This window comes from Prosthecobacter sp. GW821-HT29F12, assembly GCF_058803405.1.
In genome coordinates this window covers 2126461-2151751 of sequence record NZ_CM179517.1, presented here as the reverse complement: position 1 = coordinate 2151751, position 25291 = coordinate 2126461, and the positions used below count along the sequence as shown (strand labels likewise).

Here is a 25291-nt window from a genome sequence, read left to right as displayed (position 1 = left end):
ACACAAGACCGTGCCACGTCCGAGGCGCTGCCGCCATCGGCCTGCGCCGACGGGGACAATGTATTGCCAGCGACGCCAGGCGGCGCGGCAAAGTTATTCACAACCGTCGGCGACTGAGGGCTGGCAGATGCCCCCTCTTCCGCCGGTCGATGAATAACTTTGGAAACAGTAACAGCTACCGCTTTCGACGGACTCGGTGACCCACCCATGCCAAAGAAAACCCGAATGCGGGAGCCGACATGTCCTCCGCAAGCCCCATCCGCCCACGCCCGCCACACCCCTTCGAAAGCCACAGCCTCAATGCCCATGCCCGGGCCCGTATACCAGCCCATGCCATCCGGCCCAGGCCATGTAGCCCGCCAGCACCGTCAGCAGCACGCATGACACATACGGCGCCTTGCGCATCCACTCGCCAAAGCCGCTGAATCTCTTCTGCGCATGCTGCACGCTCCACGCCGCCGCCGCGCCCACCGTCACCATCGTCAGCGCCAGGCCAAAGCTGAACGCCCCCACGATCGCAAAGCCCAGCGCCACCTTCTTCAACTGCAGGCACACCAGCAAAATCGTAAACGCCGCAGGGCAGGGCATCAGCCCGCCCGTGATCCCAAACATCACGATTTGAGGCGTCGTCACGTTCTTGCTGCCAAACCTCCGCGCGATGTCCTCCGCATGCGCACGCTCATGCGCATCCTGGTACACATCCCCCTCCGGCCGCACCTCCTCCGCCACCACCGGTGCATGACTGTGGCCCTGCCCAGGCTCGTGCCCGTGCGCCGCCTCCGCAAACTTCAGCCGGTACGTATGCGCATGGTCCGCATGGCCCAGCGTCAGCGTCGCCATGAACTCATGCGGCTCCGGCAGCATCGCCGTCGCCTCCCAGAAGCCCGCCCCCGGCTCAAACTGAAACACCTGCGTGCTCCCATCCAGCCGCGTCGTCTCCAGCTTCAAAGAATTGCCCTTCGGCAGCGGCACCGCAGCACCGCTCGCCGTGCAGGGGTAGATCCGAAAGCGCGGCGGCACCCCGTCCTCATGCACCGCGATCTCCAGCCACCCATGCCCCGTGTCCAGCAGCATCCCCCCATGCGTGCGCTTACCCGCCGCCTTCAGACTCGGCACCTTGAATCCCACCGGCAGCGCCACCTCATGCGCAAACGCCCCCGCAGCTCCATTTCCATCGCCATGCTCATGAGCATGCGCGTGCCCATGCCCGTGCGAATGCTCATGCGCATCTCCGTGATCATGCCCATGTGAATGCGAATGCCCATGCCCCACCCCATGCGCCTCCGCTTCCGCCACCTCACGGCGCGTCCTGATAAACATCCACACCGCCAGCGCCAGGATCAGCACCGCAGAGCCCAGTTGCAGGTACGGCTCCACCGTCTCCGCATTCCAGTGCCCGCCGTAGTGCAGCGCCACCGCCGCCAGCACCCAGATCAGCAGCGAGTGCGAAGCCGCCGCCGAAAGCCCCAGCAGTACCGCCTGCCACACCGTCCCGCGGATCGCGATGATAAACGCCGCCATCATCGTCTTCGAGTGCCCCGGCTCCAGCCCATGCAGCGCCCCCAGCAAGATCGCCACAGGCACATACAGCCACGCATGGCCGCTGCTCAGGTAGTCAGAGAAAGAATTCATGGCAGGAAAGTAATGGTGAGGTTCGCTTCGCGGCTTCGCAGCAGCTCGCTCCGGGAGTGCAGGTAGGAACGTTTCAAGACGAGCCAAAGCTCTAAACAAACTTTGAGCCGCAAAAAAAACATCCACTCCAAGCACCGCCCCACACTCTGCACCCACTTCCCCCAGCCCGCCGGACCCATTTTCAAAAATTCTCTCTCTGGAAACCAACGGCCCCTGCGTCCTTCATTAACCCACCTCCCTCGTTGTGCTGTAGCTGAAGGTCCCTGAATGACGCCATGTTCAAAGCTGGGCTTGAATAGAGAGGCTCAATGCCTCAAAATCAGGGGTAAATATTGATTGATGCTGGCTGAATGCCGAGCAGCCTTTTCAGCTATGTGCTCGAAAACCTGAAGCTGACCTTTATGATCAAACGTTTCTTGGTTTTTATGGTCGGCGGTCTGTTGATTGTTGGTGTGATGTGCAAAAAGCATACGCCAAAAGATGCTCCGGAAGTCACGAACATAAATGGTGCCATTTTGGTCTACCCTGTCACATCTGATGCAGGGATGGTCGGTATGCTTGATCAAACAGGAGCTTTTCCCTGGCTGAAATTTGACCTTCAAAGCGACAAGGGGGTGAAATTGGAAAATGAATTCGATTTCACTTGGACATCTGGGCGCTACGCAGGCGACGAGAGCAGCACTGTGCTTTTGCTGAATCAACGGCCTGACTGGAAAAAGTTAAAATCCTGGCAGCAGAACTATTCGGTTCTCTTTTCTAAGCTGGTTCAGAGCGGCTACTTGTTAAACACAAAAATATATGGTCATATCTATCCAGTTGCCTCACAAAAAGTCAGCACATCTGAAAACATTGTTTTTGTCGGTGTGGATATAGGTGCGGTGAAACCCGTGCAGTTCAAGCTGACGAATCAATCTGAGCTCGATTTGGTCAGGTCATACACAGACCGGTGGAATCTCGTGTTTAGGGACAAGTCGAAAACATTGAGCTGCATATGGAGTGCAGGAAATGGCCGCATCTCCGAAGGTGTGCTGAGTGTCTTCATAAATGTGCCGTGTTCGGTCGAAGGCTGGCTGGTTCTTGATGTGCCCGACATTAGCAAGCGGGGGAAGGGCTTTCCTTTGATCTCCATCGAAATCCCAGGCAGGCTTCAGGATGAAGAGTGTGTTTCGATTGGCTTGGATCTGACCCAAGGACGTTCCCCGCTAGAACTTCCTGATTGGGTGAAAGTGGCACCTCCAATGGAGGAATAGCCCAGCTTCACCATGTGGGTTGCAGAGTTTGAAGGAAGGGATTCTCCGCCCCCTCTGCCTCTCTGCTCCTCTGCGGCAAAAACGAACGTCCCACCCCTCCATCCCAAGGATCTCTCTCCATCACCAACGCCCCGCACAGCCATGGTAGGAACTGGTAGGGACGCGCTGCGCCCTAACTCTTACCCACAACATGAAGCAGCTTCCAGGTTTCGGTCATGTCGTGAAGATGGCGCAGACCTCGCCAGAGGACTTCCATGCCTGGCGGTGGATCGTTCTTGCGATCCAGGTAGCCTCCCAGCCGCGCGATCCAGCGCACCGCCTCGGCGATGCTGGGTGGACTTGGAGTTTTCGTCTTGAGCTGACGCGTGGCCCAGGCGTTTAACACCGCGCACTCCTCGGCCTCCAGCCACTGGGTCGCGGGCTCCTGCGGCTTTTGACGCGCGGCATCGCGCAAGGCCATGAGCCTCCAGGCCACGATCAAGTCCAGGCTCAGCGCCTTGCGCAGTCTCTCCAGGCTGCCCAGACGCCGCGCCTCGCTCTGACAGCCGCTCTTGAGCGTGCGGTGGAACACCTCGATGCCCCAGCGCTTCGCATACCACTGCAGCTGCCGTTGAACCTGCGCCGCATCCCCGCAGGGAATGCTGGAGAGCAGCTTCCAGTGCAACGCTTCGCTGCCTTCCGGCGCGCCAGTCTCCACCGCGTCGATGGCCCAGAGATCCAGCGGTGTGCTCGCACCAAAGAACCGCGCCTTGTCCCGCGGCACCCCCAGCTTCACCGGCGCGCTGCGCAGCACCAGCGTGGCCGTGCGCTCCTTGCGCGTGCCCTGCGCTGGCACCACGATCTCAACACGCGCCAGCTCCGGCTGCGCTTCGAGGTGGTCCCACACCACCTCTCCCGTTTCGTGCAGGCGGCGCGCATGCAGGGCGCGCACGAGCACCGCACATTGCTCGTCGTGCTGCCGGTTGCTCACAAAGAGCTCGTAAAGATCGCTCTCCCGGTCAGCGACGAGCACCAGCCGAGGCTGCCTGCCGGAAGCCGCCTGACGCTGGGCCACGATGGCTTCATAAGCGCTGACCCACCGGTGGCTCTCGCGCTGATCGAGCGCTTTGCGGTTCTTTTGCGCCTGCCGTTGCCGCCGCGAGGGGCCGTCACGCTCGCGCGCCCAGGTGTGGGCATGGAGCACGCCGAGAGCTTCGCCCTGCTCGCTGAAAGCCAGCACGCTGTGCAGCAAGAAGCCCTGCGCGCAGCCATTGCCCTGGCCGATGGGGCCGACACCCTCCGTGCCAGCATGAGTCGTGTGATTGAAGCTCGTCGTGTCAGCCACGGCCAGCACGACCTCATGGCCGGCCATGCGCCCCCAGGTGGCCTCTCGATGACTCTGCCCAATGTCAGCAGCTTCGAGCCGTTCATTGGAGAGCAGACGGTAGGAAGCTTTGGCAGCCGCTTTGCTGCGGCTGCCTTCAGGGATGGAGGCCTGCGGCTGCGCCGCCCAATCTTCAAGCATGATGGCCAGCCGTCGCACAAGACGCGGATCAATGCCACTGAGATGCGCCAGCTCGCGTTGCGACCAGCCCGCCGCCACGGGACTGCCAATACTTTTGCCTTTCGATGACTTTGCTGCTGTCATCTCCCATAGTTTAACCGCACCCGTTTTTGTACAGCGCTCCTTCCTCAAACTTGTGGGTAAGAGTTAGGCTGCGCCGCGTCCGTAGAATCCTTCGTCCCAGCCCCATCTGCCACCCAAAGCCCACCCCCTTTCCAAAAGCCCCGCCTCAAACACTCCACACCACACCCACCGCTCCGTCGAACCAAGAACCTCCCTCCAAAAATTTAATTTGCATTTCACCCCCTCATTTTCGCCCCCGCATCATCGCCGTCCATCCCGCTTGCTTATCACCTCCACACCATGCCTTGTACCCGCAGGTGCACCCGCCCGCGCATGAAGAACCGCGCAGGCATCGCCGGAGATCATTCCGTCGCTCACATCACATCCCACCACGAGCCCAGCCCGCTCGTGGCCAGCTCATTGACAACCCCACCACCCCCAGAACGCACCCAGCCCCGCCCATGACCCCCACCATCGCCACCGAAACGCTCCTCTCAGACCTCGGCCAGCTCAGCGACATCGACCTCGCCAAAAAACGCCTCGAGCCCAAGAGCGCCCGCAGCATCGAGCTCACCAAAGACGCCACCGGCATCCGCACCCGCATCCCCGCCTCCGTCCTCCTTCACTACGACGCCCGCCTCTCCCGTGGCAAGCGCGGTGCCGCACGCATGCGCAACAACACCTGCGGCGGCTGCAATCTCGCCCTCCCCAGCGGCCAGCTCGCCGACATGCGCCACGTAGACGCCGCCCTCGTCCTCTGCTGCAACTGCAGCATCTACCTCCTCCCCTCCCTCCCAGTCGAGGCCGACCCCGCCGCCGAGGCCGCCAAGCCCGCCGCAAAAACCGCTGCCGCCAAGAAAGTCGCCGTCAAAAAGCCCCGCAAGCCCAAGGCCGCCAAAGCCCTCGCCGCAGACGAGCCCGCCGCCGCTGAAGAGGAAGAACTCGAAACCGAAGTCGAATCCGACGCCGGCGCAGCGGAGGAATCCGACGCCGAAGACACCGCCACCACCCCGGCAGAAATCGCCGCCGATCTCGCCCTCCCAGCCGAAGCACAGGCCGAAGCCGAAGTAGAAGCAGAAGGCGAAGCCGAAATCGCCCTGCCGGCCTAAAGCCCGCGCCCCCGGCCAGCCCGGATAGCATCAAATACCAGCCCATGGAATCCCCCATGGCTGGTATTTTTTTTTGTGCTCATGAGGCCCCTCCGAAAAGCTCCCCACAAAAACGCCTTCAAGCGCGCGACCATGCCCAGCCCGGAGAGGGATCGTCCCGATCCGATCCCACCCCACCTCGCCCAAGCCGGAATCTGGTCTCCCACCTAGAACTGATCGCAAAACTCATTTCCGTTTAGCAGGCTGACCCTGGCATGAAAGTCATGGGCTTCCTTCTTCTGCGCAGGACACGCCGACGGCGGCTGGCTGGGACAGCCAGCCCTGCCCGAGCTGGGCTGGCGCTAGGTAGGGAGTCTTGTCCTCAAGCCTCCGTCGAGTGTCGCCACGCGTGCTTTTCGGAAAAGCTATACCAGCAAATGCCAGCCTGGGGAGGGATCGTCCCGATCCCTCCCCACCCCGCCTTATCCACCACTCCCAAACGAGCCTCAAGCTGATCCCCCCACCTACCAGTACATGCTAGGCCTGCACCCACTTCCACCCCTCCACCCCTCCACCCCGCCACCCCGCCACCCCGCCACACACCAGCCCCAAAGGGGCTGCGGATTCAGCCCAGGGTCAGCCGAGCCTCAGCGAGGCGACCCTGGGTTTTCCACATCAAATCCGGGAAGCAAACCCAGTACCCTCGCCACACCCCACGCCCACCAGCAGCGCCTTCACTGCGCATCGCCGCACAGCAGGCCACCCAGTGCCTCCCCCCTAGCTCACCTCCACCACGACTCCTCCCAATCAACCGTCCTCATCAAAGCCCGCCATCATCCTTTCTCCCACCCCAAGAACCCCTTGGCATCCCCACCTGGAAAGCTAGCATCCAGCCCTCTTAAAAATCCTCCACGACCGCCGTCCCCCCATCCTTCGCCGCACCTCACCGGCCCCGCACCCACCCCTTCGCTTTTTGAAAATGCAGCCCCTCATGTCCTCCATCCACGAAGTCGGCATTCACGCCTCGCAGGAGCGCCTGGAAAAACTCCTCGCAGAGCGCCTCACCCCCGGCGCAGACCGCGCCGCCGTGGACGCCCGCATCTGGAATCTCTTTGGCGAGACCTGGGCCATCATGTTCACCGATCTCTCCGGCTTCTCCCGCCACGTCGCCGAGTTCGGCATCGTCCACTTCCTGCAGGTCATCTATGAGGCCCAGCGCATCTTCACCCCCTGCGTGGACAGAAACGACGGCATCCTCTTGAAAGTCGAAGGCGACAGCATGCTCATCATCTTCCGCACCGTCGCCAGCGCCCTCCAGTGCGCCATCGACATGCAGCGCACCGCCAAAGCCTACAACGCCGGCAAGCCACGGGAAGAGCACATCCTGCAATGCATCGGCCTCGGCTACGGCCCCGTCCTCCGCATCGGCGACTACGATGTCTTTGGCCGCGAAGTCAACGCCGCCAGCAAGCTCGGCGAAGACACCGCCCAGGCCTGGGAAATCCTCGTCACCGATTCCGTCCAAACCGCCGCCGAAGCCGCCGAAATCCCCGGCCTCCAGTTCCAGTCCATCCCAGACCTCCCCCCCGGCGCCAGCAGCGCCTCCCGGCTGCTCTACGAGCTCTGAAAATAGACGCTTTGCTGTCAGTCCATCCATGGCTCTTCGGATTCTCCCCCCGCACCCTTTCAGCACGAAGGATGCGGTTGATCTGAGGTGGCAGGCACATTAATCTAACCCCATGTCAGACCACGATATCCAGGTGCTCGAAAGCCAGTTCCCCGCGCTGTCGGGTCAGGCTTTTGCCGCCGCGAGCGCGCAGGTGCTGGCCTCAGGACAGAGTGTGCTGCAGTCGGAAGGCGCGTCCATCTACCGCGTCTTCCCAGATGGACGCAAGGAAGTGGTCAAGCACATCGAGCCCCCGACCCGCGTAAAACCCGGCACGGTTTACATGATCAAGTGAGCCCGGCCACACCCAGGCTGCGGATGTTTGCCGGCCCGAACGGGTCTGGCAAGAGCGTGCTGAAGTCCTACCTCCCGAAGCCGCTGCTGGGAGTGTATTTGAATCCGGATGACATCGAGAAAGCTGTGAGAGACAGCGGTTATGTGGACATGCACAGCTTCGGCATCGAGACCACTGCGGCGGAAGTTTTGGCGGTCTTCACCCATTCGGAATTCCTCATCCATCAGGGCTTGGCGGCAGCGGCCAGCAGCTTGAGCTTTGTTGACGGACGGCTGTACTTTCCACCCCGCATCATCAACAGCTACTTTGCCTCTGTGGTCGCGGATTTTCTGCGGCACCAGCTAATGGCGGCTCGGCGGACCTTCACCTTTGAGACGGTGATGTCCCACCCCGGCAAGGTGGAGTTGCTGCAGAAGGCCCAGAAAGCCGGCTACCGCACTTATCTCTATTATGTGGCCACAGATGATCCTGCCATCAATATCTCCCGTGTGGAAAACCGCGTCAAATTGAACGGGCATGATGTGGCCCCTGACCGCGTCGAGAAGCGCTACTATCGCTCGCTGGATCTGCTTCTCTCCGCCATTCGCTTCACCAACCGGGCCTATATCTTTGACAACTCCACGGACAATGCCGACCACAATCACACCTGGCTGGCAGAGATCACCGAGGGAAGGCGACTGGAATTGAAAACAGACCAGATCCCAGCCTGGTTTAAGCGCGCTGTTTTGGATAAGCTCGACCAGCCGGCTTTTTGAAAAAAACTCGGCGTAAAGGACTTCAGAGCGCCATCACCAAGTGATGAGCAGAAGAGCATGTCCCCCCAAACTCCTCTGTTTAATTCCTCCCCTCTCTAGCGTTCTCGTCTGGAACCCATCTCCCATTTTCGATCTCCCATCTGCCCGCCTCTCCACGTCCCCATGCCCCTCCGCACCCTCGCCACCCTCCTGCTCCTCACCTTCCTCACCACCGCCCCCGCCGCAGAGCCCACCTTCAGTTTCACCGTTCTCGAAATCCCGGACATCCAGCGCGGCGCGGGCCTTGCCATCGTCATGCGCACGCCCTCCGGCAAGACCTGGCTCTACGACACCGGCACCGCGCACCCTGAAAAACTCTCCTCCGACGGCTGGCTCGCCAACTTCAATGCCGGGCGCGATCTCATCGCCCCGCACCTCGCCAAGGCAGGCGTCACCAGCATCGACGGCATCTTCATCAGCCACGCTCACTACGATCACTTCGGCGGCCTCCTCTGGCTCAAAGACCATTTCAAAATCAATCGACTCATCGACTGCGGCTACCTCTTCCACAGCGACGCCGAAGCCGACTACCTCGGCACCAACAAAGCCGAGCTCGATCACTACACCCGCGTCCGCGAAGAATTCCGCGCCCGCCACGCCTACCTCAGCGCCACCGCCGGCGAGACCCTTGCGCTCGACCCCGACCTGAAGATCGAAGTCATCGCCCCGCCCAAGACCTTCTTCAAAGATCCCAAGCTCCCTGGCCGTCCCAAGAACGACAGCCCCTCCCACTTCCTCGTCAACGCCAACTCCCTCGCCCTCCGCATCCAGTATGGCGACATCGTCTTCCTCCTCCCCGGCGACATCCAGACCGAAGACATCGAAGCCAGCCTCATGGCCTTCGTGGATAAATCAAAACTCAAATGCCACATTCTGGTAGCCCCCGGCCACGGCATCCATCCCATCCCCAAAGAGTTCGGCGCGGCCACCCACCCCGAAGTCTCCATCGCCAGCGTCTTCCCCCGCTACGCACGTGGCATCCGCAGCACCAAAGACCTCCAGGCCCTCGGCACAAAAACCTATGTCACCGGCCTCCACGGCAGCGTCCACATCACCACCAACGGCAAAACCTACCAAGTCACCACCCAGCGCGACGACACCGCCAAGAAACCCGACTCCGCCACCAAACCCGCACCCGCTGCTGCGAAGTAAGCTCCCGGCAGAGCCGTAGCGAAGCGGAGACAGCCGAAGGCAAAGCAGAGACAAGCCGGTGGTGAAGCGAGGCTTTGCGAGCGAGAACCACCGGATCACACAAGCGACATATTCAGGCTCAAAGGCGCATGCCGGAGGTATGCGAGAACCGTCCGTGGGCTCCTCGCTGGTGCTGGGCGGCTGATCATTTCTCGCATACCTTCGGCATGCATCTCAGAACGGGGATGTTTTCATCGTATCGTCCGGTGGTTCCCGCTGCACCGCTGCGCGGTTTCGCTCCACCATCGGCTTGTCTCTACATTTCCCCATCCTTGAAGAGGTAGAGCCGTCGCGGTAGCGATGGCCTTGGACTCGGAATGGGAGCAGACACCAGCAGACCGCCCACCGGCTCAGGAGTCACGATCCTGAAATTAGATTGGCGCTGGTGTCTGTCCCTGCCCGGCCGTGAAGCCGAACCATATCCAGTGCCCATTTTCACCAATGGCAGCCCGCAGACAAGCTCGAACTCAGGCCGGTTTTCCCACCCTCGTCCTGCTCTCAACAAGGTCAGCTCCCTGCGCCCATATCCCACCCATGATCACTTCATCTCCTCTGCTTGCCCTGCCACGTCTTGGCATCGACATCAGCAAGCTCACCTTCGACGTACATCTCTGCACGCCCGGCGGTCGCACTCACAGCGCGCAGTTTGCCAACAACCAGGAGGGCTTCGCGCTGCTCGACTCCTGGCTCTCGAAGCACCGCGCGACGACGACCAGGGCCGGCCTGGAGGCCACCGGCCCTTATGGCGTCCTGCTGCTGTGGCACTTGCACACTCAGGGGCACACCGTCTATCAGCTCAACCCACGCCGCGTCAAAGACTATGCCCGCAGCCAGGGCCGTCGCGTCAAAACCGACGCCGTTGATGCGGCTGTCATCGCCGCCTATCTCAGAGCCTGCGAAGACCTCAAGCCTTGGGCGCCAGCCTCGCAGGCGCTGCAAGACTTGCAAGATCTGGTGCGCCGTCGTGACCAGGTGATCATCTCGCTCAATGCCGAGCGCAACCGCAAGGAAAAAGGCAACAGCAAGGTGGTGATCGCATCGCTGGACCGGCTGATCAAAAACCTCAAGGCCGAGGTCACCAAGCTCGACGAGGCCATTGAGGCTCATGTGCTCAAGCACACGGCCTTGCAGAAGAGCGTGCGTCTGCTGCGCTCCATCGATGGTGTGGGCCGTCTGGTGGCCGTGACCATCCTGGCCGAGGTGCCGCAGATCAGCGCCTTTGAGCGCGCACGTGATGTCGCGGCCTTTGCAGGCCTGACGCCATCGTTGAGCCAGTCAGGCACCAGCGTGAAGCGGCGGGGAGCCATGACCAAGGAGGGCAGTGCGCTGCTGCGCAAGATGCTCTACATGGCCGCCCTGCAAGCCGTCAAGCGCACCAACAACACCTTCCATCAATGTTACCAGGCCTTCGTGGAGCGCGGCAAACCCAAGATGTGTGCTCTTGGAGCCATCATGCACAAGATCATCCGCGTCGCCTTTGAGGTGCTCAAGCATGACACGCCCTTCGTGAAGAACTTCGCAAAAGTGGAAGCCTGAAAAAACATCAAACTTCGCGCTTGCGCTGACCATATCTAATTTCTCTGCTCCCTGCCGGGATCACATGCCGGGCTCCGCCAGAACCCTGAGCGCGAGCGATTCAGAGCGCTGAATAGCCTCCTCCCGGGTGAGGCCGTAAGCGAGAGCACCAGGCACTTCGAGGACTTCAGCGATCCAACGTCCGTCGGATTCGATTTCGGTTTCGGTTTCGGTTTCAATATTGAACTGCATGACGAAGAAATGATGCCGCCGGTATAAGACAGCAGCAAGCTTCATTTCTCATCCAGCCCGCGACGGATGCGGTACTTGATCGCAAGCTGATGTGCCGGGGAATTGGCGAAGGTGAGGCCTTTGATGCGTTCGAGCTGCAGCAGCGCGACGCTCTGCACGGCAGGGTAATGATTCCCGCTGTGGGCGATGCTGAGCAGACGGGTTAGGTAGTCGAGCTGGAGGTTCTGGCGCATGGTGCTCACCGGCTTGGCTGGATCATCACCGGTGCAGATGGCGGTGGTGAGGGTGTTCATGACTTCTTCCAGACCGAGCTGGTTGCCATAGAGTGCGGAGTCTTCGATGCGCTCCAGCGTGCGGGAATGCAGGAGCTGATCGAGCAAGGTGCGCTGGATATTGAAGACGCGCTCATGGAGCTTGGGGTCCTCGCCTTCGTCACGATGGTCAAAGCCACGGCGCTGCAGCTGGAGGTGGGCGTAGAGCTCAGGCGGTGCGGCGAGCGCATCCGGCGCAAAAGCGTACTTCGCCAGCACGGCAAGGGCCTGGCGCTGTTTGTCAGCTTCCACGGGCTTGAACGGCACCGCTCCGGGAGCCTGGCCCTGAACGGCACGCTCTACATAGACACCACCGACATAGCGCGAGATGGCGTTGAGCGAGCCGCTGGCTTCTTTCGTCAGGGAGGCAAAGGCCTGCGCGACTTCCTGCCAGCTCTTGCCGGGGTCCGAGACATCTTTGAGGATGTTGGCGAGTTCAACGCGGACGATTTCACAGCGCTGCTCGCCGTAGCTGATGGCATCGCTGCTCATGTCAAAGAGCATGGCGCGTGGATCGATGGCCTTGCCCGGAGAGCGCATGTCGTCGGCGTCGTTGGCAAAGGCCAGCTCCGGCTTGTGTGAGAGCGCGGCGATGGCCTCGAGGCGCTTTGTTTCTTCGACAGGATCTTCCAAAGACTCGCTGTAGCCGTAATTGATCACCCAATGGTCATAGGGGCCGGGCTTGGTGGTGAAGTACTGGCCCTGCTTCACACCTTTGGGGGCGATGTTGATCGGCGGGTAGTCCATGACGGAGCCGGTGAGGGCGGTCTTTTCCGTGAGCTCCGCATTGTGGATGTCCTTGAGGCTGTGAAGCTGGCTGCCACGGAAATTGTGGTTCAGGCCCAGCGTGTGCCCGACCTCATGCAGGCAGAGGTAGTAGAGCGATTCTTTGATGAGGCGGTCCACCTCCACTCGGTCGCTTTTTTGCAGCCGCAGCATGGTCTGGCCAAACAGCAGGCCGTTGCGTGCAGAGCCGCAGGCTTCGCAGGCGTGCGGGTTGAAAGCCTTCGTCTGTCCTGCTGCTTCGGCCTCCGTGCCCAGATCGGCAAAGAGCTTCTTGGTGAGCAGGCGCTTGGTGATGAAGCTGTACTCCAGCATGATGTCCGCGCCGAGGATCTCACCCGTGCGCGGATTGGCAAAGCTGGGGCCGTAGCCGCCGAAGGGCGGAGCCACGCTGCTGGTCCAGCGCAGCACGTTGTGCTCGATGTCATCGGCATTCCACTTCGCATCATCGGGCTGCTGTTTGACGACGACGGCGTCTTTGAACCCGGCGGTCTCGAAGGCCTCATTCCACTTCAGCACGGCGGTGCGGATGGTGTCGCGAAATTCAACGGGCGTGGTGTTTTCGATCCAGAATACGATTGGCTCCACGGGCTCGCTCAGGGCGGTGCCGGGCTTCTGCTTTAACAGACGCCAGCGGTGGATGACGTCGCGGTATGGAGCCACGTCCGTGCTCGTCATGTCCGTGATCTGATGGGTGAAGTAGCCGATGCGCGGGTCATCGAGGCGGGGCTTGTAATCGCTCTCCGGCATGGCGATGAGCGTGTGCTGCACCTTGACGGTGATGTAGCGCGGATTGGCCACATCGGCTGCGGTTTCCCAGGTGGGGGTGGGGTTTTCAAACACGTACTCCGCCGTGATGGCGGTGTTTTTGGGGTAGCCGTTGACGCGCAGGATCTTGGACTTGGGTTCCGAGAGCTTGCCCAGCACGGCTTTGTCCCCGCCCATGTTGCTGAACTTCACCTGGGTGAGGTTTTCGCGCAGGAACAGGTTGGTGCAGGAAATGAGATAGCCTTCATCGTCCTCGGCCATGATGATTTCGCTGGTCAAGATGGCGCTGCTGGTGTTGGCCGCCTGGGCTTTGGCCAGGGCGCTTTGCGGATCGAAGTAGAGCTTGGTGTTTTGCTCGACGAGTTCGATGCGGTCAAAAATTTTGTGGATCGTGAAGACCAGCGAGTCGCCGTAACGACCGCGGTTGTGGCCGGAAGCCACGGGACCATCCACGCTGTGGTTGAAGTAGATGAACTCAGGGCCGACCTGATTCTTCGCCACAAACAGCCACGGATTGCCACGTTCTGCATCCAGATAGACCCGGAAGAGGCCGTCGACGCGTTTGAAGCCCTTGGTGAATTCAGCGACGGTTTTGCGCTTGGGCTTGTTGTCGTCGCTCTTGGTCAGGGTGACGGTTTGCTGAGGGCGTGCAGGTTGAGTGGGAGCCGGAGTGGCGGGGGGACTGGACGGCGCGGGTGGCGTTGGCGCAGGCGCGGGTTTGGCAGGCTCTGGCTTCGTGGGCTCCGGTTTGGGTTCGGGCTTTGGCTCGGGTTTAGGTTCCGGCTTGGGCTCTGGCTTGGCTGGCTCCGGTTTTGCAGGAGCCGGTTTGGGCTCTGGTTTTACAGGAGCCGCAGGCAGGCTGGACAGCGGCAGAACAAGGACTGAGCATGCGATCAGAAGGCGGCGAGACATGGCGAAAGCAGGGTGGTGGTGAGTCGGAAATGCGACAATACCCAACACAACGGCCCAGCGACCAGATCATTGTATAAAATTGTGGCAGGCAGGCCGACGGGGCATTCCAGCGGCAGGCGCCGGTGCGCCCTCACCACGGCTCTAGGGTTTTACCGCATCGAGCTTTTTAAAGATCTCCTCGGCATCGTCCTGGATCTTGTATTCCTCGCCTGTACGCTCGTCCTTCACGCTCCATCCGGGGCCGAAACGAGGCTGTAGTTCCTTTTCCAGTTCCGCCTGATCCACCACGGTGACGTTGGTGATTTTGGTTTCGTAGCGCAGGTGCTCCTTCCCTTTGATAGTGTCCGTGTACACGAAGTCGGTGGCGAACCACAGCCCGCTGGCGGTGCGCTCCACCTTGAGCGCACGTGCCTCCTCGCGCCAGTCTTTGCCGGCCATCACGTATTCCAGCACCACCCCATCGCGCGCAGGGTCCAGGATCAGCCATTCGTCAGGCGGGAGGGCCACCTTCAACACGGTAATGTCTCCTCTCTTTTCCTCCGTGACTTTGAAGGCGTAGCTATTATGGCCCTCCAGAAGCTGCAGCAGGCTGAAGCTGCCGCCGGTTTCCTTGAAGCGCACCAGGGGCATGAAAAGCTGACAGCCCATGCGGTACTGGTAGGCGAAGAGCGGGTGGCAATCCTTCGAGATCGCGATGGTCCTGTCCATCGAGTGCTGCGTGCCGGCGAGGCCGCGACTGTAGTTGATCTTGGTCCAGTAGCGGCCGTTGAAGGTGGCTTTCGTCATTTCCTCCATATGCGGTCTGCTGCTCAATGAGACCCAGGGCGTGTACGCCAGTATCATGCGGCTCTGGCTGCCATTCAGCGGCAGCATGGCGGTGAAGTCAGCCTCGCTCCTTGCCTTGCCCTCCTGGAAGGTTCTTGTGTGGCCTGCCACGCAGAGGATGCGCGGGCTTTTCTGGCATTCCTTCAGCACGTTCAGCAGGTTGTCCTTTGGCGTAGGTTCCGCGCCCGCCGCCTGCAAATCAAAAGGGCCGCAGTGGGAAAGGGCCAGCATCATCAGGAGGCAGCGAGGAAATGACATGGTTTGATGCATGAGGTGCGCAGGGTAGTATGAAAAAAATGCATGCTGCTCACAAGACGAAATCTGAGGGGAATGCATTCAAAAATACCTGGTGCTGATGGTGCACGCTCCGTCCCGACGACGTATGCCGGGGGCCCTTGCCCGCCCCACCGCGAAATTCGAGCGTCATTTTAATCATGCATTTTTCGCTAAGATATGTACAAGCACGTCGTTTCAGCCGCCACACCGCCCCCTTTGCTACGCCTATGAACGCGCTTTACTTTAAAACTCTGCTTCTTGCCATATTCGGTCTGGCCACTCTGCAAGCCGCCCCGCTGCCGGAAAGCCAGAAGATCGACCAGCTTCTCAGCAAAGATTGGGAGAAAGCCGGTCTGAAGCCGAACCCGCCCGCCAGTGACGAGGTGCTCGTGCGCCGGCTCTACCTCGACATCGCCGGGCGCATCCCCACTCTGGAAGAAGCACAGGCCTACACCAGCTCCAAAGACCCGCAGAAGCGCGCCAAGCTCATCGACACCCTGCTGGCCTCCGACGGCTATACCAGCCACATGTTCAATTACTGGGCCGATGTGCTGCGCCTGACAGACAACGTGAAGGGCCGCATCACCGCCGAGGCTTATGAAGAATGGCTCAAGCAGCAGGTCAAAGCCAACGTGCCCTATGACAAGTTTGTGAAAAATCTCCTCACCACCGACGGCGGTGTGTGGGACAGCGGCAGCATCGGTTTCTGGCAGCGGGATGAAAACAAGCTCGACCACCTGGCCTACACCGTGCAGGTCTTTCTGGGCACCAGCATCGTATGCGCGCAGTGTCACAACCACCCCTTCGACAAGTGGTCCCAGATGGACTACTACCACATGGCCGCCTTCACCTACGGCATGGACACGAAAAGCCGGGGCGTGGATTTCAAGAGCAGCGCCAGCAAAGGCATGGAGCTGGACAAGAAAGCCCTGCAGGCCATGAGCGGCGCGGAGAAAAAGGCCTACCGGGCCAAGCTGCAGGCGGAGAAAAAAGCCGAGGAATCCAAGATCAGCAAAGAGGACATGCAGCAGGTCAAGCGTGCCATGCAGGATGTGATGAAGCCGCTGCGCTACACCAGCGCCGAGTGGCAGGAGGGCAGGCTCCCCAGCCTGCCCGCTGACTACAAGTACCCGGATGCCAAGCCCGGTGCCAAGGTCGAAGCCAAGACCATGTTTGGCAAGGATGCCGTGGCCAAACCCGGTGAGACTCAGCTGCAAGCCTTCGCCGACTGGATGACCAGCCCGGAAAATCCGCGCTTCACCACCGTGATCGCCAACCGCATGTGGAAGAAAGCCTTCGGCGTTGGCTTGATCGAGCCCGTGGATGAAATGACCGACAGCACCGTCGCCAGCAATCCTGCGCTGATGGACTACCTCGGCCAGTTGATGATCGAGAAGCAATACTCGCTCAAATCTTTCCTGCGGGTGCTCTACAATACCGACACCTACCAGCGCGCCGCCACCACGCATGAGGTGCCGCTCGGCGAGACCTACCACTTCACCGGTCCGATCCTGCGCCGCATGAGCGCGGAGCAGATCTGGGACTCCTTTGTCACGCTCTCCAAGGGCAACGTGGATGACACCGTCGATGACGAGAACGCCCGCCTGCATCAGTATCTCGATGATCTCTCCACCTTCCTCGGCACGGTCAAATCCAAGGGGGCTGAAGGTCTGGTGCAGATCGCCAAGGAAGGCAGGTCCAAGCTGGATGCCAATCAGAAGCAGATCGACGCCATGAAAGCGAAACTCGAAGCCGACAAGGCGAAGGGCATCGACACCACGGCGGCAAGCAAAGCGCTCGCCAAAGAGGCCGCCACCCTGCGCCGAGCCTCTGAGAAGGACATCCTTGTGGCCCTGCTTGGCAAAGAGCGTGCCGATGATCTTCGCCAGGGCTACCGCCCTGAGAAACCCGACAAGGAGAAGCGCCCTCAGATTGATCCTAAAACGCTCGCATCCATGACCAAGGAGCAGCGCAAGGAATTCCTGAAAGCCTACCAGCGCAACAGCAGCGGCAAGGACGGCATGGGCCTCACCTCCCGTGCTTCCGAGCAGCCCAGCCCCGCACGCCCCGGCACCTTCCTGCGCACCTTTGGCCAGAGCGATCGCGAACTCATCCAGAATGCCAGCGACGATGCCTCCGTGCCGCAGGCTCTCACCCTGCTCAATGGACCCGCTGCGGATGTGATCAACAACCCGGCTTCCAAATTGAATCAGGCCATTGCCAAGGCCGGGTCACCCTCAGATAAAATCGCCACACTCTACCACGCCCTCCTTAGCCGCGCTCCCACGGCCAATGAGCAGGCCATTCTCAATGGCGTCATCAAAGAGCGCGGCGACAAGGCCGTGGCCGATGTCACCCACGCCCTCATCACCGGCTCCCAGTTCCTCTTCGTTCAATAATTCTCTCACGCCTCATCCTCATGAAAGCCCTTCTCAACTCCTGTGACGATGTCACCCGCCGTGACTTTGCCAAAAACATCGCCAAGACCTGCCTCGGCGTTTCCATGATGAGCGCCCTGGCGCCGCGCGGCTATGCTGCGTTTGAAGGTTCCAGCAAGGCCAAGCAGGCCGCCACGGCCAAGCGCGTCATTTACCTCTACATGTCCGGCGGCATGACACATCTGGACACCTTCGGCTGCGTGCCGGGTGCGGACACCATGGGCGGCACCAAGACCATCCCCACCAGCGCGGACGGCGTGCAGATCGGCGAACTGCTGCCGCACACCGCAAAGATGATGCATCGCGGAGCCATCATCAATTCACTCTCCTCCACGCAGGGCGCCCATGCACAGGGCAATTACTTCCAGCACACCAGCTACACCATGCGCGGTGCCACAAGGCATCCCACCATGGGGGCCTGGATGCAGAAATTTCAGGGCAAAGGGAATACGGATCTGCCCGGCTCCGTCATCATCACCAGCGACAGCAAGCACCCCGGCGGTGGTTTCTTTGAGGCCGCCTACCAGCCGCTGATCCTCAATGATCCCGCCCGTGGGCTGCAAAACAGCCATCGCCCCGGCTCGCTCAGCGAGGGCGACTTCGACTATCGCCTCGGCCTCTCCGCCAAGCTCGATCAAGGCTTCCAGCAGGCCTACAACTACAAGAACGTCAAAGCCTACGCGGACGTCTACAAGGACGCCATCAAAGTCATGAAGAGCGAGGACCTCGACGCCTTCGACCTCAGCAAGGAATCCGCGGAAACGCATGCCGAATACGGTGATGGAAACTTCGCGCAGGGCTGCCTCCTTGCACGCCGCCTCGTGGAGCACGGTGTGCGCTTTGTGGAAGTGAACCTCGGCGGCTGGGACATGCATCAGGACATCGGTGCCCGTCTGCCCGAACGCTGCGGTGATCTCGATCAGGCGCTGGGCACGCTTCTCACCGATCTCGAACGCCGTGGTCTGCTGGATGACACCCTCGTCGTCCTCACCTCCGAATTCGGCCGCACGCCCAAGATCAATCAGAACGAAGGCCGCGACCACTACCCAAAAGCCTTCAGCTCCGTCCTCTGGGGCGGCGGCATCGCCGGTGGTCAGGTCTATGGCAAGACGGACAAAGGCATCGAAGTCACGGAAAACAAAGTCAGCGTCCCCGACTTCAACGCCACCATCGCCTACGCCCTCGGCCTCCCGCTGGATCTCGTGCTGTATTCCAGCACCAAGCGTCCTTTCACGGTGACGGACAAAGGGCAGCCGATCACGAGCTTGTTTGGGTAAGGTTGCCCCGTTGAGCTGCAACTGGTCTCTCCCGGAGGTTAGGCCTCCGGCCTGACAACGGCCTGAGGCGTCTCCGCCTTAGGTCGCCCGGAGCTCTCACGACGCATAGCGCTTGTCAGGGAAGGGATGTCGCCAGACTTGCATTCAGCTTCTTCAAGATCATCTTTGACCCATGACTTCCCAGGAAAGCATCATGGCTGATTTGGAATCTCTGCCGGCGAACGCGCTTCAAAAGGTGGCCGATTTCGTGCATCAAATGCGCCAGCATACGACGGCGGATCGGCAGGCTGCTTTCGATGCCTCCTTCGGCAGCATGCCAAAAGACGAGGCGGATGCGTTTGATCGTGTGATCGAGGAAGGCTGCGAACGCATCGAGCCATGAACGGATTCGCGCTGGATACCAACATCGTCAGCGCGCATTTGCGTGGGGATGCGGAGGTCGGAGCTCAAATCAAGGCGAACACCCGGCTTTACATGCCCGTCACTGTTTTGGGCGAGCTTTATTACGGGGCGTATCACACCCAGCACCGTGACAAGCAGCTCGCCCGCATCCGGTCATTTCTCCCGCTGGTGCAGACGGTTCATCATGATGACGAAATCGCCGAGCGTTATGGCAAAGCAAAGGCGCGACTTGCAGAACTCGGCTCGATGATTCCCGAGAACGACATCTGGATCGCCGCGACCTGTCTGGTTCATGACCTCACGCTGGCCTCTCGTGACGCGCACTTTGAGGCGGTGGAAGGATTGCGCCTTGTGCGCTGGGAGCCCCCGGCCACGGCAGGCTAATATCTTTCCTTTCCTCGCAGGCACAACTCATGCGAGAATCGGGTGTTCGGACACGATTTGAATCCATGCGCCTGCTTTCCTTCCTTCTGCTCCTGCTGGGCATCTCGATCTCGAATGCCCAGCAGATCGATCTCGAAAAAATCTTTGAGGAGCGCAATCTGGGGCCGGTGGGGGAACTGCTGGCACGTGGGGACTACGAACTCGTGGCTCGCATCGGCGAAGCGGCGGCGGAGAAGGGGCTGAAGGCGCCGGACTGGCGGATTCTGCGGTTCAAGGCGCTGCGGGAAATGGGGCAGATCGAAACGGCGTTGGAGGAAACCGGCAAGGCGCTGGTGCTGTATCCCGGGCACTTTGAAATCCTGCTGCTGCGCCATGATCTGGCGCAGATGCTGGGCCGGGCGGATGTGATGGCGGAGTCTTTGAAGGGGATCAATGAGGCGGCGAAATCGAAGGCTGCGAAGGATCGCACCGCCATGGAGTCGGTGGTGCTCGGCCGGGCGGCCGTGATGCTCGGTGCTGATGCGCAGAAGGTGATCGCGCAATACTTCAAACAGGCGCAGGGCAAGGATGCGAAATTGGAAGCGGCGTATCTGGCTGAAGGAAATCTCGCGCTCGAAAAGGATGATGCGCAGCGTGCGGCGGATGTGTTTCGTGCGGGATTGAAGGCGCATGGTGAGACGGCTGATCTGCGGCTGGGGCTTGCCCGAGCCTTTCAATCGGGTGATCGAGAGAAGGCGACGGAGAGTTTGAAGAAGGCGCTCGAATTGAATCCCCATCTGGCAGCCGCGCACCTGCTGCGGGCGGAACAGCTCATAGGCGGAGAAAAGTTCATCGAGGCCGAGGCTGCCATTCAGCAGGTGCTGGATCAAGATGGGCAGAACCCTGTGGCATGGTCGCTGCGGGCCGTCGTGGCCTATCTGTTCATGGCCGATGCCGGCAAGATGGAGGAGGCGCGGGCGCATGCTTTGGAACGGTGGAGCAAAAATCCCGAGGTGGATCACACTATTGGGCGCTGCCTGTCGCGGGCCTATCGCTTTGCCGAGAGCTCGGCCCGCCAGCGTCAGGCGCTGGAGTTTGATCCGAAGTATCTGCCGGCCAAGATGCAGCTCTGTCATGATCTGCTCCGCCTTGGGGAAGAGGAGGAGGCATGGAAGCTCGCCGAACTGATCCGCAAGGAGGACGGCTACAACATCCAGGCGCACAATCTGGCGCTGCTGGAGAAGGAGATGAATGGCTACACCACGCAGGCCTTCGAAGACTTCATCTTGAAAATGCCCAAGCACGACTGGCCCATCTATGGCGCGCGTGCGCTGGCGCTGCTGCGAGATGCGAAGACGGTGCTGGGCGCAAAATACGGCATGGACTTGAAGCGTCCGGTGCTGGTGGAGTTCTTCGGCGCGCAGCAAGATTTTGCCATCCGCACTTTCGGCGCGCTGGGCGGGCAGGGGATGCTGGGCGTGTGCTTTGGCACCGTGGTGACGATGAACAGCCCCGGCAGTCTGGCCCATGGCCGCAACAACTGGGAGAGCACGCTGTGGCATGAGTTCTGCCATGTGATCACGCTCACCGTCACGAAGAACCGCATGCCGCGCTGGTTGAGCGAAGGCATCAGCGTCCATGAAGAGCGGCAGCGCGATCCCGCCTGGGGCATGTGGATGAGTGACAAGTTTCGCGAGATGGTGCTCGATGAGGAAACGCTGACGCCCCTGACGCGTCTCAGCGGCGCTTTCATGGCGCCAAAGACGCAGGATCATCTGATGTTTGCCTACTATGAGTCCAGCCAGGCCGTGGAGTTTCTGCTGGAGAAATTCGGCAAGGACAAGTTTCAGGGCATCCTGCAGCAGCTCGCCGCCGGCAAACGAATCAACGATGCGATCGCCGCGAACGTGGGGGACATTGAAGAAGTCGAGAAGCAGTTCGCCCAGTACATCACCGCCAAGGCCAAAAGCTTTGGAGCCAACGCCGATTGGGAGGAACCGAAGGTCGAGGAGCTGAATCCCTTCGATGCAGGTTCATTCACCGAATTTCTCAAAAAGCACCCCACCAATCTCTGGGCTCTGCACAAGGAGGCTGCGTCAATGATGGAGGCCAAGAAATGGGCCGAGGTGCTGCCACTGGCTGACAAGATCATCGAACTGCTGCCTGACAACTACGATGCCGACAGCGGCTACGCACTGAAGGTGCAGGCGCTGCGTCAGTTGAAGCGCACGGATGAGGAAGTGGCTGTGCTACGGCAAATCGCCGCGAAATCATCCAGCGCTCAAAGCTCCTTCCTGCGCCTGATCGAACTTGATGTGCCTGCCAAGCGCTGGCCGGAAGTGAAAGCCAATGCCCTGCGCTCGATGGCCTTGAATCCCTTTCTCGTGACACCGCAAAGGGCGCTGGCAGATGCCTGTGCCGCCATGAACGAAACGCCGGAGGCGATTGCTGCTTATGAACGTGTGCTTGTGCTCGATCCCAGCGGCGGCGCGCAGACGCATTTCAAACTGGCTGAATTGCTCCGCGCATCCGATGCCACGAAGGCGAAACGCCATCTGCTGGATTCATTGGCGCTTGCTCCGAGAAACCGCGAAGGACTGGCTCTCCTGGCGGAGTGGAAGTGATCACGGAGTGGCCTGTGAGAAAAGGCGCAGGGTGCCGAGTTCCCGCGTCAGTGCCTCCAACTCAGAGGGTGTATGGGCCTGGACCCAGGCATGGATCTTGTAATACTCGTCCAAGGCAAAAAGGGTCGTCTGGTAGATCGAGCCATCGGGCTTGGTCTTGCGATGCCATGTGACTTTGTGAGTTCCGATTTTACCGGCATGTCGCGTGCTGCCAGCCAGTGGCGCAAACGATGGATGCCCGCCGACGTAAAAACCGATCTCACCCTCTGCGGGCGATTTGGGGATGCCGTGGAAAACGCGGAAGTCAGGTCCTTCCACTTTGTGCCAGCGCATGGAGACGTTGGAGTTTGGGCCGAGCAAATGTGCCTTCGCCTCTTTGGAAAGCGCAGGTTCTTTTTTGCTGGAGCACGAGGCTAGAAAGGCGGTGAGAAGGACAATGATCGCGATTCGGTGCATGGTTGTGAAGAGAGGAGGTTGAACTGGCGGGGGCTCGGCTTTTTGGGTCTATGACATTTCCAACTCCAGCGCCTCCACACCCTCATAGCGGGCGCACAGCGCATGGATCTCCTCCTGCTCCATCACCATGAACGCCGTCGACAGCGCATCAGACAAAGCGGCGGTGGGGGCGAGAGCGTAGGTGCGGCGGTTCTTGAGGGGAACAGGGGCAAACACGCGCGGGTTCATGATGTGTGCGCCTTTGACGGCGAAGCCAGATCCGCTGACGGCGCGATTGAGAAGGGCCGTTCGTTTTTCACCGCCGCCGAGGGTGATGGACCACGCCTCTTTTCCGCTCGGGGCACCGATTGCGAGGATGGTGCTGTCTCCGGCATTGAGGACGAAGTTGCTGATCTTCCAGTCCTGCAGCACGTCGGCGGCTTGATCGAGCGCGTAGCCTTTGCCCATGGCACCGAGGTCGAAGATCATGCCGGTGGCATGCACGGTGGCGCTCATGGTTTCCTCATCAAGGTCAAAGCGGTGGCTGCCGATGATCTGGCGCGCCTGCTCCAGCACGTCTTTGCTGACCTGCCGTGGCTCGCCTTCGGACGTGATGAAGAGATTCATGAGCGGACCGATGGTGATGTCGAAGGCTCCGGCGGTTTCCTGATGCATGGCCTTGGCCAGCGAGAGGCAGTCCCACGCCGCCATGCCCACGCGGATGCTCTCGCCTGCTTTGAGCTGACCAAGGCGGTAGATGTCGCTGGTGGCGCGGAAGCGGCTCAGCTCATCTTCGAGCCGGGCGATTTCTTGAAACACCGCCTGCGAGGCCTGGGCCGCGTAGGTTTCATCGGCATCCTCATGATTGATGATGACGTCGAAGGTGGTGGCCATCGCATTGCAGGTGAAGCGATGGTGCAGCGGGGCGGGTGAGCTCACGGTTTGGCGGCTTCCTGCTGCTTGCGCAGGCTGTGTCGGTCCCAGAGGGATTGTTCAATCCAGAGGTTCAGCATCACACCGGGGCGTAGGCCGAAGAGATCCGGCTTGGTGTACGTTTTACCGGCGAATTTCGCTTCCAGCGCAGCCTGCATCTCGGGTTCAGCAATGATGACCCGTGCATCAATGGTTTCGGGGATCGTGGTGGTATAGTGAACGCTTTTGATGTCGCGCCAGTACCAGGGCAGCGGCCAGCCGGCATCGCGATTGATGACGAGCACATTGAAGGCATCATCCGGCGCGGTCTTCTGCAGTTCTCGCACCTGGGGCAGCAGCCGCAGGAGATTGGTGGAGGTGTGCGAGTAGACGTAGGGATTGCGCGAATCGGCGGCGTAGAGGTGAATGGCGTGGTTGGTCTGCGACAGGAGATGGTACAGACCGAGGCCGAAGGCGATCTTGAAAACGAGCCGCGAGAATTTCCCGGTGAGCGCGCCCGCAATGGCGGCGGCACCGACTCCGGCGAGCAGCGTCAGCGCATGCTGGGCGCTGAGGATGGACCAGGGAGTCTTGTACGCGAGGAAGGAATAGATGGAGAAAAGGACCAGGGTGTAAACGGAGAGGAACACCAGAAAGGCCTGCCGCGCGGGCTGCTTCATGTGGTTTCCCAGAAATGCATAAAGCATGCCGATGATGCCGAGGCCGCCGATCATGGCTTCGCTCCACACGAGGCCGTCTTTGCGCCAGAAGATGAGCGTGAGGTAGTAGTGCCAGGGCTTCTCATGGCCGCTGCCACCGGCGCGCTCAAAGTAGTTCAGATAGGTCAGGGCGCTGTCCTTCACGGCCAGCCAGTCTTTGAAGCCACCGGAGTAGATCGTGATGCTGGTCAAGACGGCGGCGATGATGACCCACAGCCATGGGGAGGCGGCGCGGCGCTTGCTGGCACCGATGTCATAGCCGCTGCGCCGTGGGGCGAAGTCGCCGACCATCACTTTGGTGACGGCGAATCCGACGAGCCCGGCGACCACATTGATGGCGAAGGTCTCCTTGGTGGCGTGCTGCATGCCGATGGCGAAGCCCGCCAGCAAAAGCCACCAGCGCCCGCCTCCCTGGGAGTAGTGCCAGAGCGCGGCGATGCTGAGCGTGATGAACAGCACCAGCGGCACCTCCATGATGAAGTAGCGCGAGTAATAGACCTCCATCGGCGAGATGGCGATGAGCAGCATCGCGAACCCGGTGGCCAGTCGGCCGATTGCATTCCGCAGCAGCAGCGTGGTCAGCAGGAGCAGCAGTCCGCAGACCACGGGCACGGTGCGCAGCTGGGCTTCGGTCCAGGTGGAGGAGTCGCCCCAGCCAGCCAGTTTGGACCAGATGCGCGTGATGTAGTGCAGTCCGGGGCCGTGGAAGTCTTTCGGGTCGTATTTGAAATGGCCAGTGGCCTGAAACTCAGCGGACTTCATCGCGAGGATGGCCTCGTCGGTGTGCATGGGGCGCTCGCCAAGGGTGGGGAAGCGGTAATAAGCGCCAAGGAAAAGAGAGACTAGGGCGAAGATCGTCAGGCCCAGGCGGCCGAGAGATTTTTTCTGAGGAGGGGGCATGGGGGGAGACGAATGACGAAAGCAGAATGCGAGCCGGGCACCGCAAAGCAATGGCGG

The 25291-nt window shown here is 60.7% G+C and carries 20 protein-coding genes; 12 read left to right on the top strand and 8 right to left on the bottom strand.

The window, feature by feature from the left end; translation table 11 throughout:
* Window positions 1-297: 297 nt before the first annotated feature.
* Window positions 298-1632, bottom strand: a complete 1335-nt coding sequence (locus AC3RLQ_RS08775) for a HoxN/HupN/NixA family nickel/cobalt transporter (RefSeq protein ID WP_493036252.1) — start codon at window positions 1630-1632, stop codon at window positions 298-300.
* Between the two features lie 350 nt (window positions 1633-1982).
* Here AC3RLQ_RS08775 and AC3RLQ_RS08770 point away from each other — a divergent pair, with 350 nt between their 5' ends.
* On the top strand, window positions 1983-2882 hold the full coding sequence (locus tag AC3RLQ_RS08770; RefSeq protein ID WP_493036250.1) for a hypothetical protein: 900 nt from the start codon (window positions 1983-1985) through the stop codon (window positions 2880-2882).
* A 172-nt stretch (window positions 2883-3054) separates the two neighbouring features.
* On the opposite strand, the gene AC3RLQ_RS08765 is transcribed toward AC3RLQ_RS08770, so the two are convergent.
* Complete coding sequence (locus AC3RLQ_RS08765) at window positions 3055-4509, bottom strand: IS4 family transposase (RefSeq protein ID WP_493036248.1); 1455 nt, start codon at window positions 4507-4509, stop codon at window positions 3055-3057.
* Window positions 4510-4949: 440 nt separating this feature from the next.
* Here AC3RLQ_RS08765 and AC3RLQ_RS08760 point away from each other — a divergent pair, with 440 nt between their 5' ends.
* From AC3RLQ_RS08760 to AC3RLQ_RS08735, 6 genes are all read left to right on the top strand, one after another.
* The gene (locus AC3RLQ_RS08760; RefSeq protein WP_493036246.1) at window positions 4950-5597 is read left to right on the top strand and encodes a hypothetical protein; all 648 of its coding nucleotides are present in this window, start codon (window positions 4950-4952) and stop codon (window positions 5595-5597) included.
* 970 nt (window positions 5598-6567) lie between these two features.
* Entirely contained in the window at window positions 6568-7203 is a 636-nt protein-coding gene (locus AC3RLQ_RS08755; RefSeq protein ID WP_493036244.1) for an adenylate/guanylate cyclase domain-containing protein, read from the top strand.
* A 112-nt stretch (window positions 7204-7315) separates the two neighbouring features.
* Window positions 7316-7537: a hypothetical protein gene (locus AC3RLQ_RS08750; RefSeq protein WP_461528694.1), complete on the top strand. Its 222-nt coding sequence runs from the start codon at window positions 7316-7318 to the stop codon at window positions 7535-7537.
* Window positions 7534-8292, top strand: coding sequence for an ATPase (locus AC3RLQ_RS08745; RefSeq protein WP_493036242.1), 759 nt, complete (start codon window positions 7534-7536; stop codon window positions 8290-8292). The genes AC3RLQ_RS08750 and AC3RLQ_RS08745 overlap by 4 nt, the downstream gene beginning before the upstream one ends.
* 162 nt (window positions 8293-8454) lie before the next feature.
* On the top strand, window positions 8455-9483 hold the full coding sequence (locus AC3RLQ_RS08740; RefSeq protein WP_493036240.1) for a ComEC/Rec2 family competence protein: 1029 nt from the start codon (window positions 8455-8457) through the stop codon (window positions 9481-9483).
* Window positions 9484-10056: 573 nt separating this feature from the next.
* Window positions 10057-11058: an IS110 family RNA-guided transposase gene (locus tag AC3RLQ_RS08735; RefSeq protein ID WP_493036238.1), complete on the top strand. Its 1002-nt coding sequence runs from the start codon at window positions 10057-10059 to the stop codon at window positions 11056-11058.
* A gap of 60 nt (window positions 11059-11118) precedes the next feature.
* Here the strand turns inward: AC3RLQ_RS08735 and AC3RLQ_RS08730 are convergent, their stop codons facing one another.
* From AC3RLQ_RS08730 to AC3RLQ_RS08720, 3 genes are all read right to left on the bottom strand, one after another.
* A complete protein-coding gene (locus AC3RLQ_RS08730; RefSeq protein ID WP_493036236.1) occupies window positions 11119-11334 on the bottom strand; it encodes a type II toxin-antitoxin system HicB family antitoxin in 216 nt (71 codons plus the stop codon).
* The gene (locus AC3RLQ_RS08725; protein WP_493036234.1) at window positions 11331-14063 is read right to left on the bottom strand and encodes a zinc-dependent metalloprotease; all 2733 of its coding nucleotides are present in this window, start codon (window positions 14061-14063) and stop codon (window positions 11331-11333) included. The genes AC3RLQ_RS08730 and AC3RLQ_RS08725 overlap by 4 nt, the downstream gene beginning before the upstream one ends.
* 141 nt (window positions 14064-14204) lie before the next feature.
* Complete coding sequence (locus tag AC3RLQ_RS08720; protein ID WP_493036232.1) at window positions 14205-15146, bottom strand: hypothetical protein; 942 nt, start codon at window positions 15144-15146, stop codon at window positions 14205-14207.
* A 245-nt stretch (window positions 15147-15391) separates the two neighbouring features.
* Between AC3RLQ_RS08720 and AC3RLQ_RS08715 the strand changes: the two genes are divergently transcribed.
* From AC3RLQ_RS08715 to AC3RLQ_RS08695, 5 genes are all read left to right on the top strand, one after another.
* A complete protein-coding gene (locus AC3RLQ_RS08715; protein WP_493036230.1) occupies window positions 15392-17563 on the top strand; it encodes a DUF1549 domain-containing protein in 2172 nt (723 codons plus the stop codon).
* Between the two features lie 20 nt (window positions 17564-17583).
* Window positions 17584-18879, top strand: a complete 1296-nt coding sequence (locus AC3RLQ_RS08710; protein ID WP_493036228.1) for a DUF1501 domain-containing protein — start codon at window positions 17584-17586, stop codon at window positions 18877-18879.
* Between the two features lie 172 nt (window positions 18880-19051).
* Window positions 19052-19261 carry a hypothetical protein gene (locus tag AC3RLQ_RS08705; RefSeq protein ID WP_397382045.1) on the top strand — a complete coding sequence of 70 codons (210 nt, stop codon included), beginning with the start codon at window positions 19052-19054 and terminating at the stop codon, window positions 19259-19261.
* Complete coding sequence (locus tag AC3RLQ_RS08700) at window positions 19258-19665, top strand: type II toxin-antitoxin system VapC family toxin (protein WP_422320246.1); 408 nt, start codon at window positions 19258-19260, stop codon at window positions 19663-19665. The genes AC3RLQ_RS08705 and AC3RLQ_RS08700 overlap by 4 nt, the downstream gene beginning before the upstream one ends.
* Before the next feature lie 65 nt (window positions 19666-19730).
* Entirely contained in the window at window positions 19731-22268 is a 2538-nt protein-coding gene (locus AC3RLQ_RS08695) for a peptidase MA family metallohydrolase (protein ID WP_493036226.1), read from the top strand.
* Here AC3RLQ_RS08695 and AC3RLQ_RS08690 read toward each other — a convergent pair whose 3' ends face one another.
* The 3 genes from AC3RLQ_RS08690 to AC3RLQ_RS08680 are packed head-to-tail and all read right to left on the bottom strand — an operon-like array spanning window position 22269 to window position 25234.
* The gene (locus AC3RLQ_RS08690; protein WP_493036224.1) at window positions 22269-22724 is read right to left on the bottom strand and encodes a hypothetical protein; all 456 of its coding nucleotides are present in this window, start codon (window positions 22722-22724) and stop codon (window positions 22269-22271) included.
* A gap of 48 nt (window positions 22725-22772) precedes the next feature.
* A complete protein-coding gene (locus AC3RLQ_RS08685; protein ID WP_493036222.1) occupies window positions 22773-23642 on the bottom strand; it encodes an FAD:protein FMN transferase in 870 nt (289 codons plus the stop codon).
* The gene (locus AC3RLQ_RS08680) at window positions 23639-25234 is read right to left on the bottom strand and encodes a flippase activity-associated protein Agl23 (protein WP_493036220.1); all 1596 of its coding nucleotides are present in this window, start codon (window positions 25232-25234) and stop codon (window positions 23639-23641) included. The genes AC3RLQ_RS08685 and AC3RLQ_RS08680 overlap by 4 nt, the downstream gene beginning before the upstream one ends.
* Between the last annotated feature and the right edge of the window lie 57 nt (window positions 25235-25291).

What these genes read in the sequence shown, in the direction of transcription:
- AC3RLQ_RS08775 (WP_493036252.1), bottom strand. Translation starts at nt 1,632, where the DNA reads ATGAATTCTTTCTCTGACTACCTGAGCAGCGGCCATGCGTGGCTGTAT.
- AC3RLQ_RS08770 (WP_493036250.1), top strand. Translation starts at nt 1,983, where the DNA reads ATGCCGAGCAGCCTTTTCAGCTATGTGCTCGAAAACCTGAAGCTGACC.
- AC3RLQ_RS08765 (WP_493036248.1), bottom strand. Translation starts at nt 4,509, where the DNA reads ATGACAGCAGCAAAGTCATCGAAAGGCAAAAGTATTGGCAGTCCCGTG.
- AC3RLQ_RS08760 (WP_493036246.1), top strand. Translation starts at nt 4,950, where the DNA reads ATGACCCCCACCATCGCCACCGAAACGCTCCTCTCAGACCTCGGCCAG.
- AC3RLQ_RS08755 (WP_493036244.1), top strand. Translation starts at nt 6,568, where the DNA reads ATGTCCTCCATCCACGAAGTCGGCATTCACGCCTCGCAGGAGCGCCTG.
- AC3RLQ_RS08750 (WP_461528694.1), top strand. Translation starts at nt 7,316, where the DNA reads ATGTCAGACCACGATATCCAGGTGCTCGAAAGCCAGTTCCCCGCGCTG.
- AC3RLQ_RS08740 (WP_493036240.1), top strand. Translation starts at nt 8,455, where the DNA reads ATGCCCCTCCGCACCCTCGCCACCCTCCTGCTCCTCACCTTCCTCACC.
- AC3RLQ_RS08735 (WP_493036238.1), top strand. Translation starts at nt 10,057, where the DNA reads ATGATCACTTCATCTCCTCTGCTTGCCCTGCCACGTCTTGGCATCGAC.
- AC3RLQ_RS08730 (WP_493036236.1), bottom strand. Translation starts at nt 11,334, where the DNA reads ATGAAGCTTGCTGCTGTCTTATACCGGCGGCATCATTTCTTCGTCATG.
- AC3RLQ_RS08725 (WP_493036234.1), bottom strand. Translation starts at nt 14,063, where the DNA reads ATGTCTCGCCGCCTTCTGATCGCATGCTCAGTCCTTGTTCTGCCGCTG.
- AC3RLQ_RS08720 (WP_493036232.1), bottom strand. Translation starts at nt 15,146, where the DNA reads ATGTCATTTCCTCGCTGCCTCCTGATGATGCTGGCCCTTTCCCACTGC.
- AC3RLQ_RS08715 (WP_493036230.1), top strand. Translation starts at nt 15,392, where the DNA reads ATGAACGCGCTTTACTTTAAAACTCTGCTTCTTGCCATATTCGGTCTG.
- AC3RLQ_RS08710 (WP_493036228.1), top strand. Translation starts at nt 17,584, where the DNA reads ATGAAAGCCCTTCTCAACTCCTGTGACGATGTCACCCGCCGTGACTTT.
- AC3RLQ_RS08705 (WP_397382045.1), top strand. Translation starts at nt 19,052, where the DNA reads ATGACTTCCCAGGAAAGCATCATGGCTGATTTGGAATCTCTGCCGGCG.
- AC3RLQ_RS08700 (WP_422320246.1), top strand. Translation starts at nt 19,258, where the DNA reads ATGAACGGATTCGCGCTGGATACCAACATCGTCAGCGCGCATTTGCGT.
- AC3RLQ_RS08695 (WP_493036226.1), top strand. Translation starts at nt 19,731, where the DNA reads ATGCGCCTGCTTTCCTTCCTTCTGCTCCTGCTGGGCATCTCGATCTCG.
- AC3RLQ_RS08690 (WP_493036224.1), bottom strand. Translation starts at nt 22,724, where the DNA reads ATGCACCGAATCGCGATCATTGTCCTTCTCACCGCCTTTCTAGCCTCG.
- AC3RLQ_RS08680 (WP_493036220.1), bottom strand. Translation starts at nt 25,234, where the DNA reads ATGCCCCCTCCTCAGAAAAAATCTCTCGGCCGCCTGGGCCTGACGATC.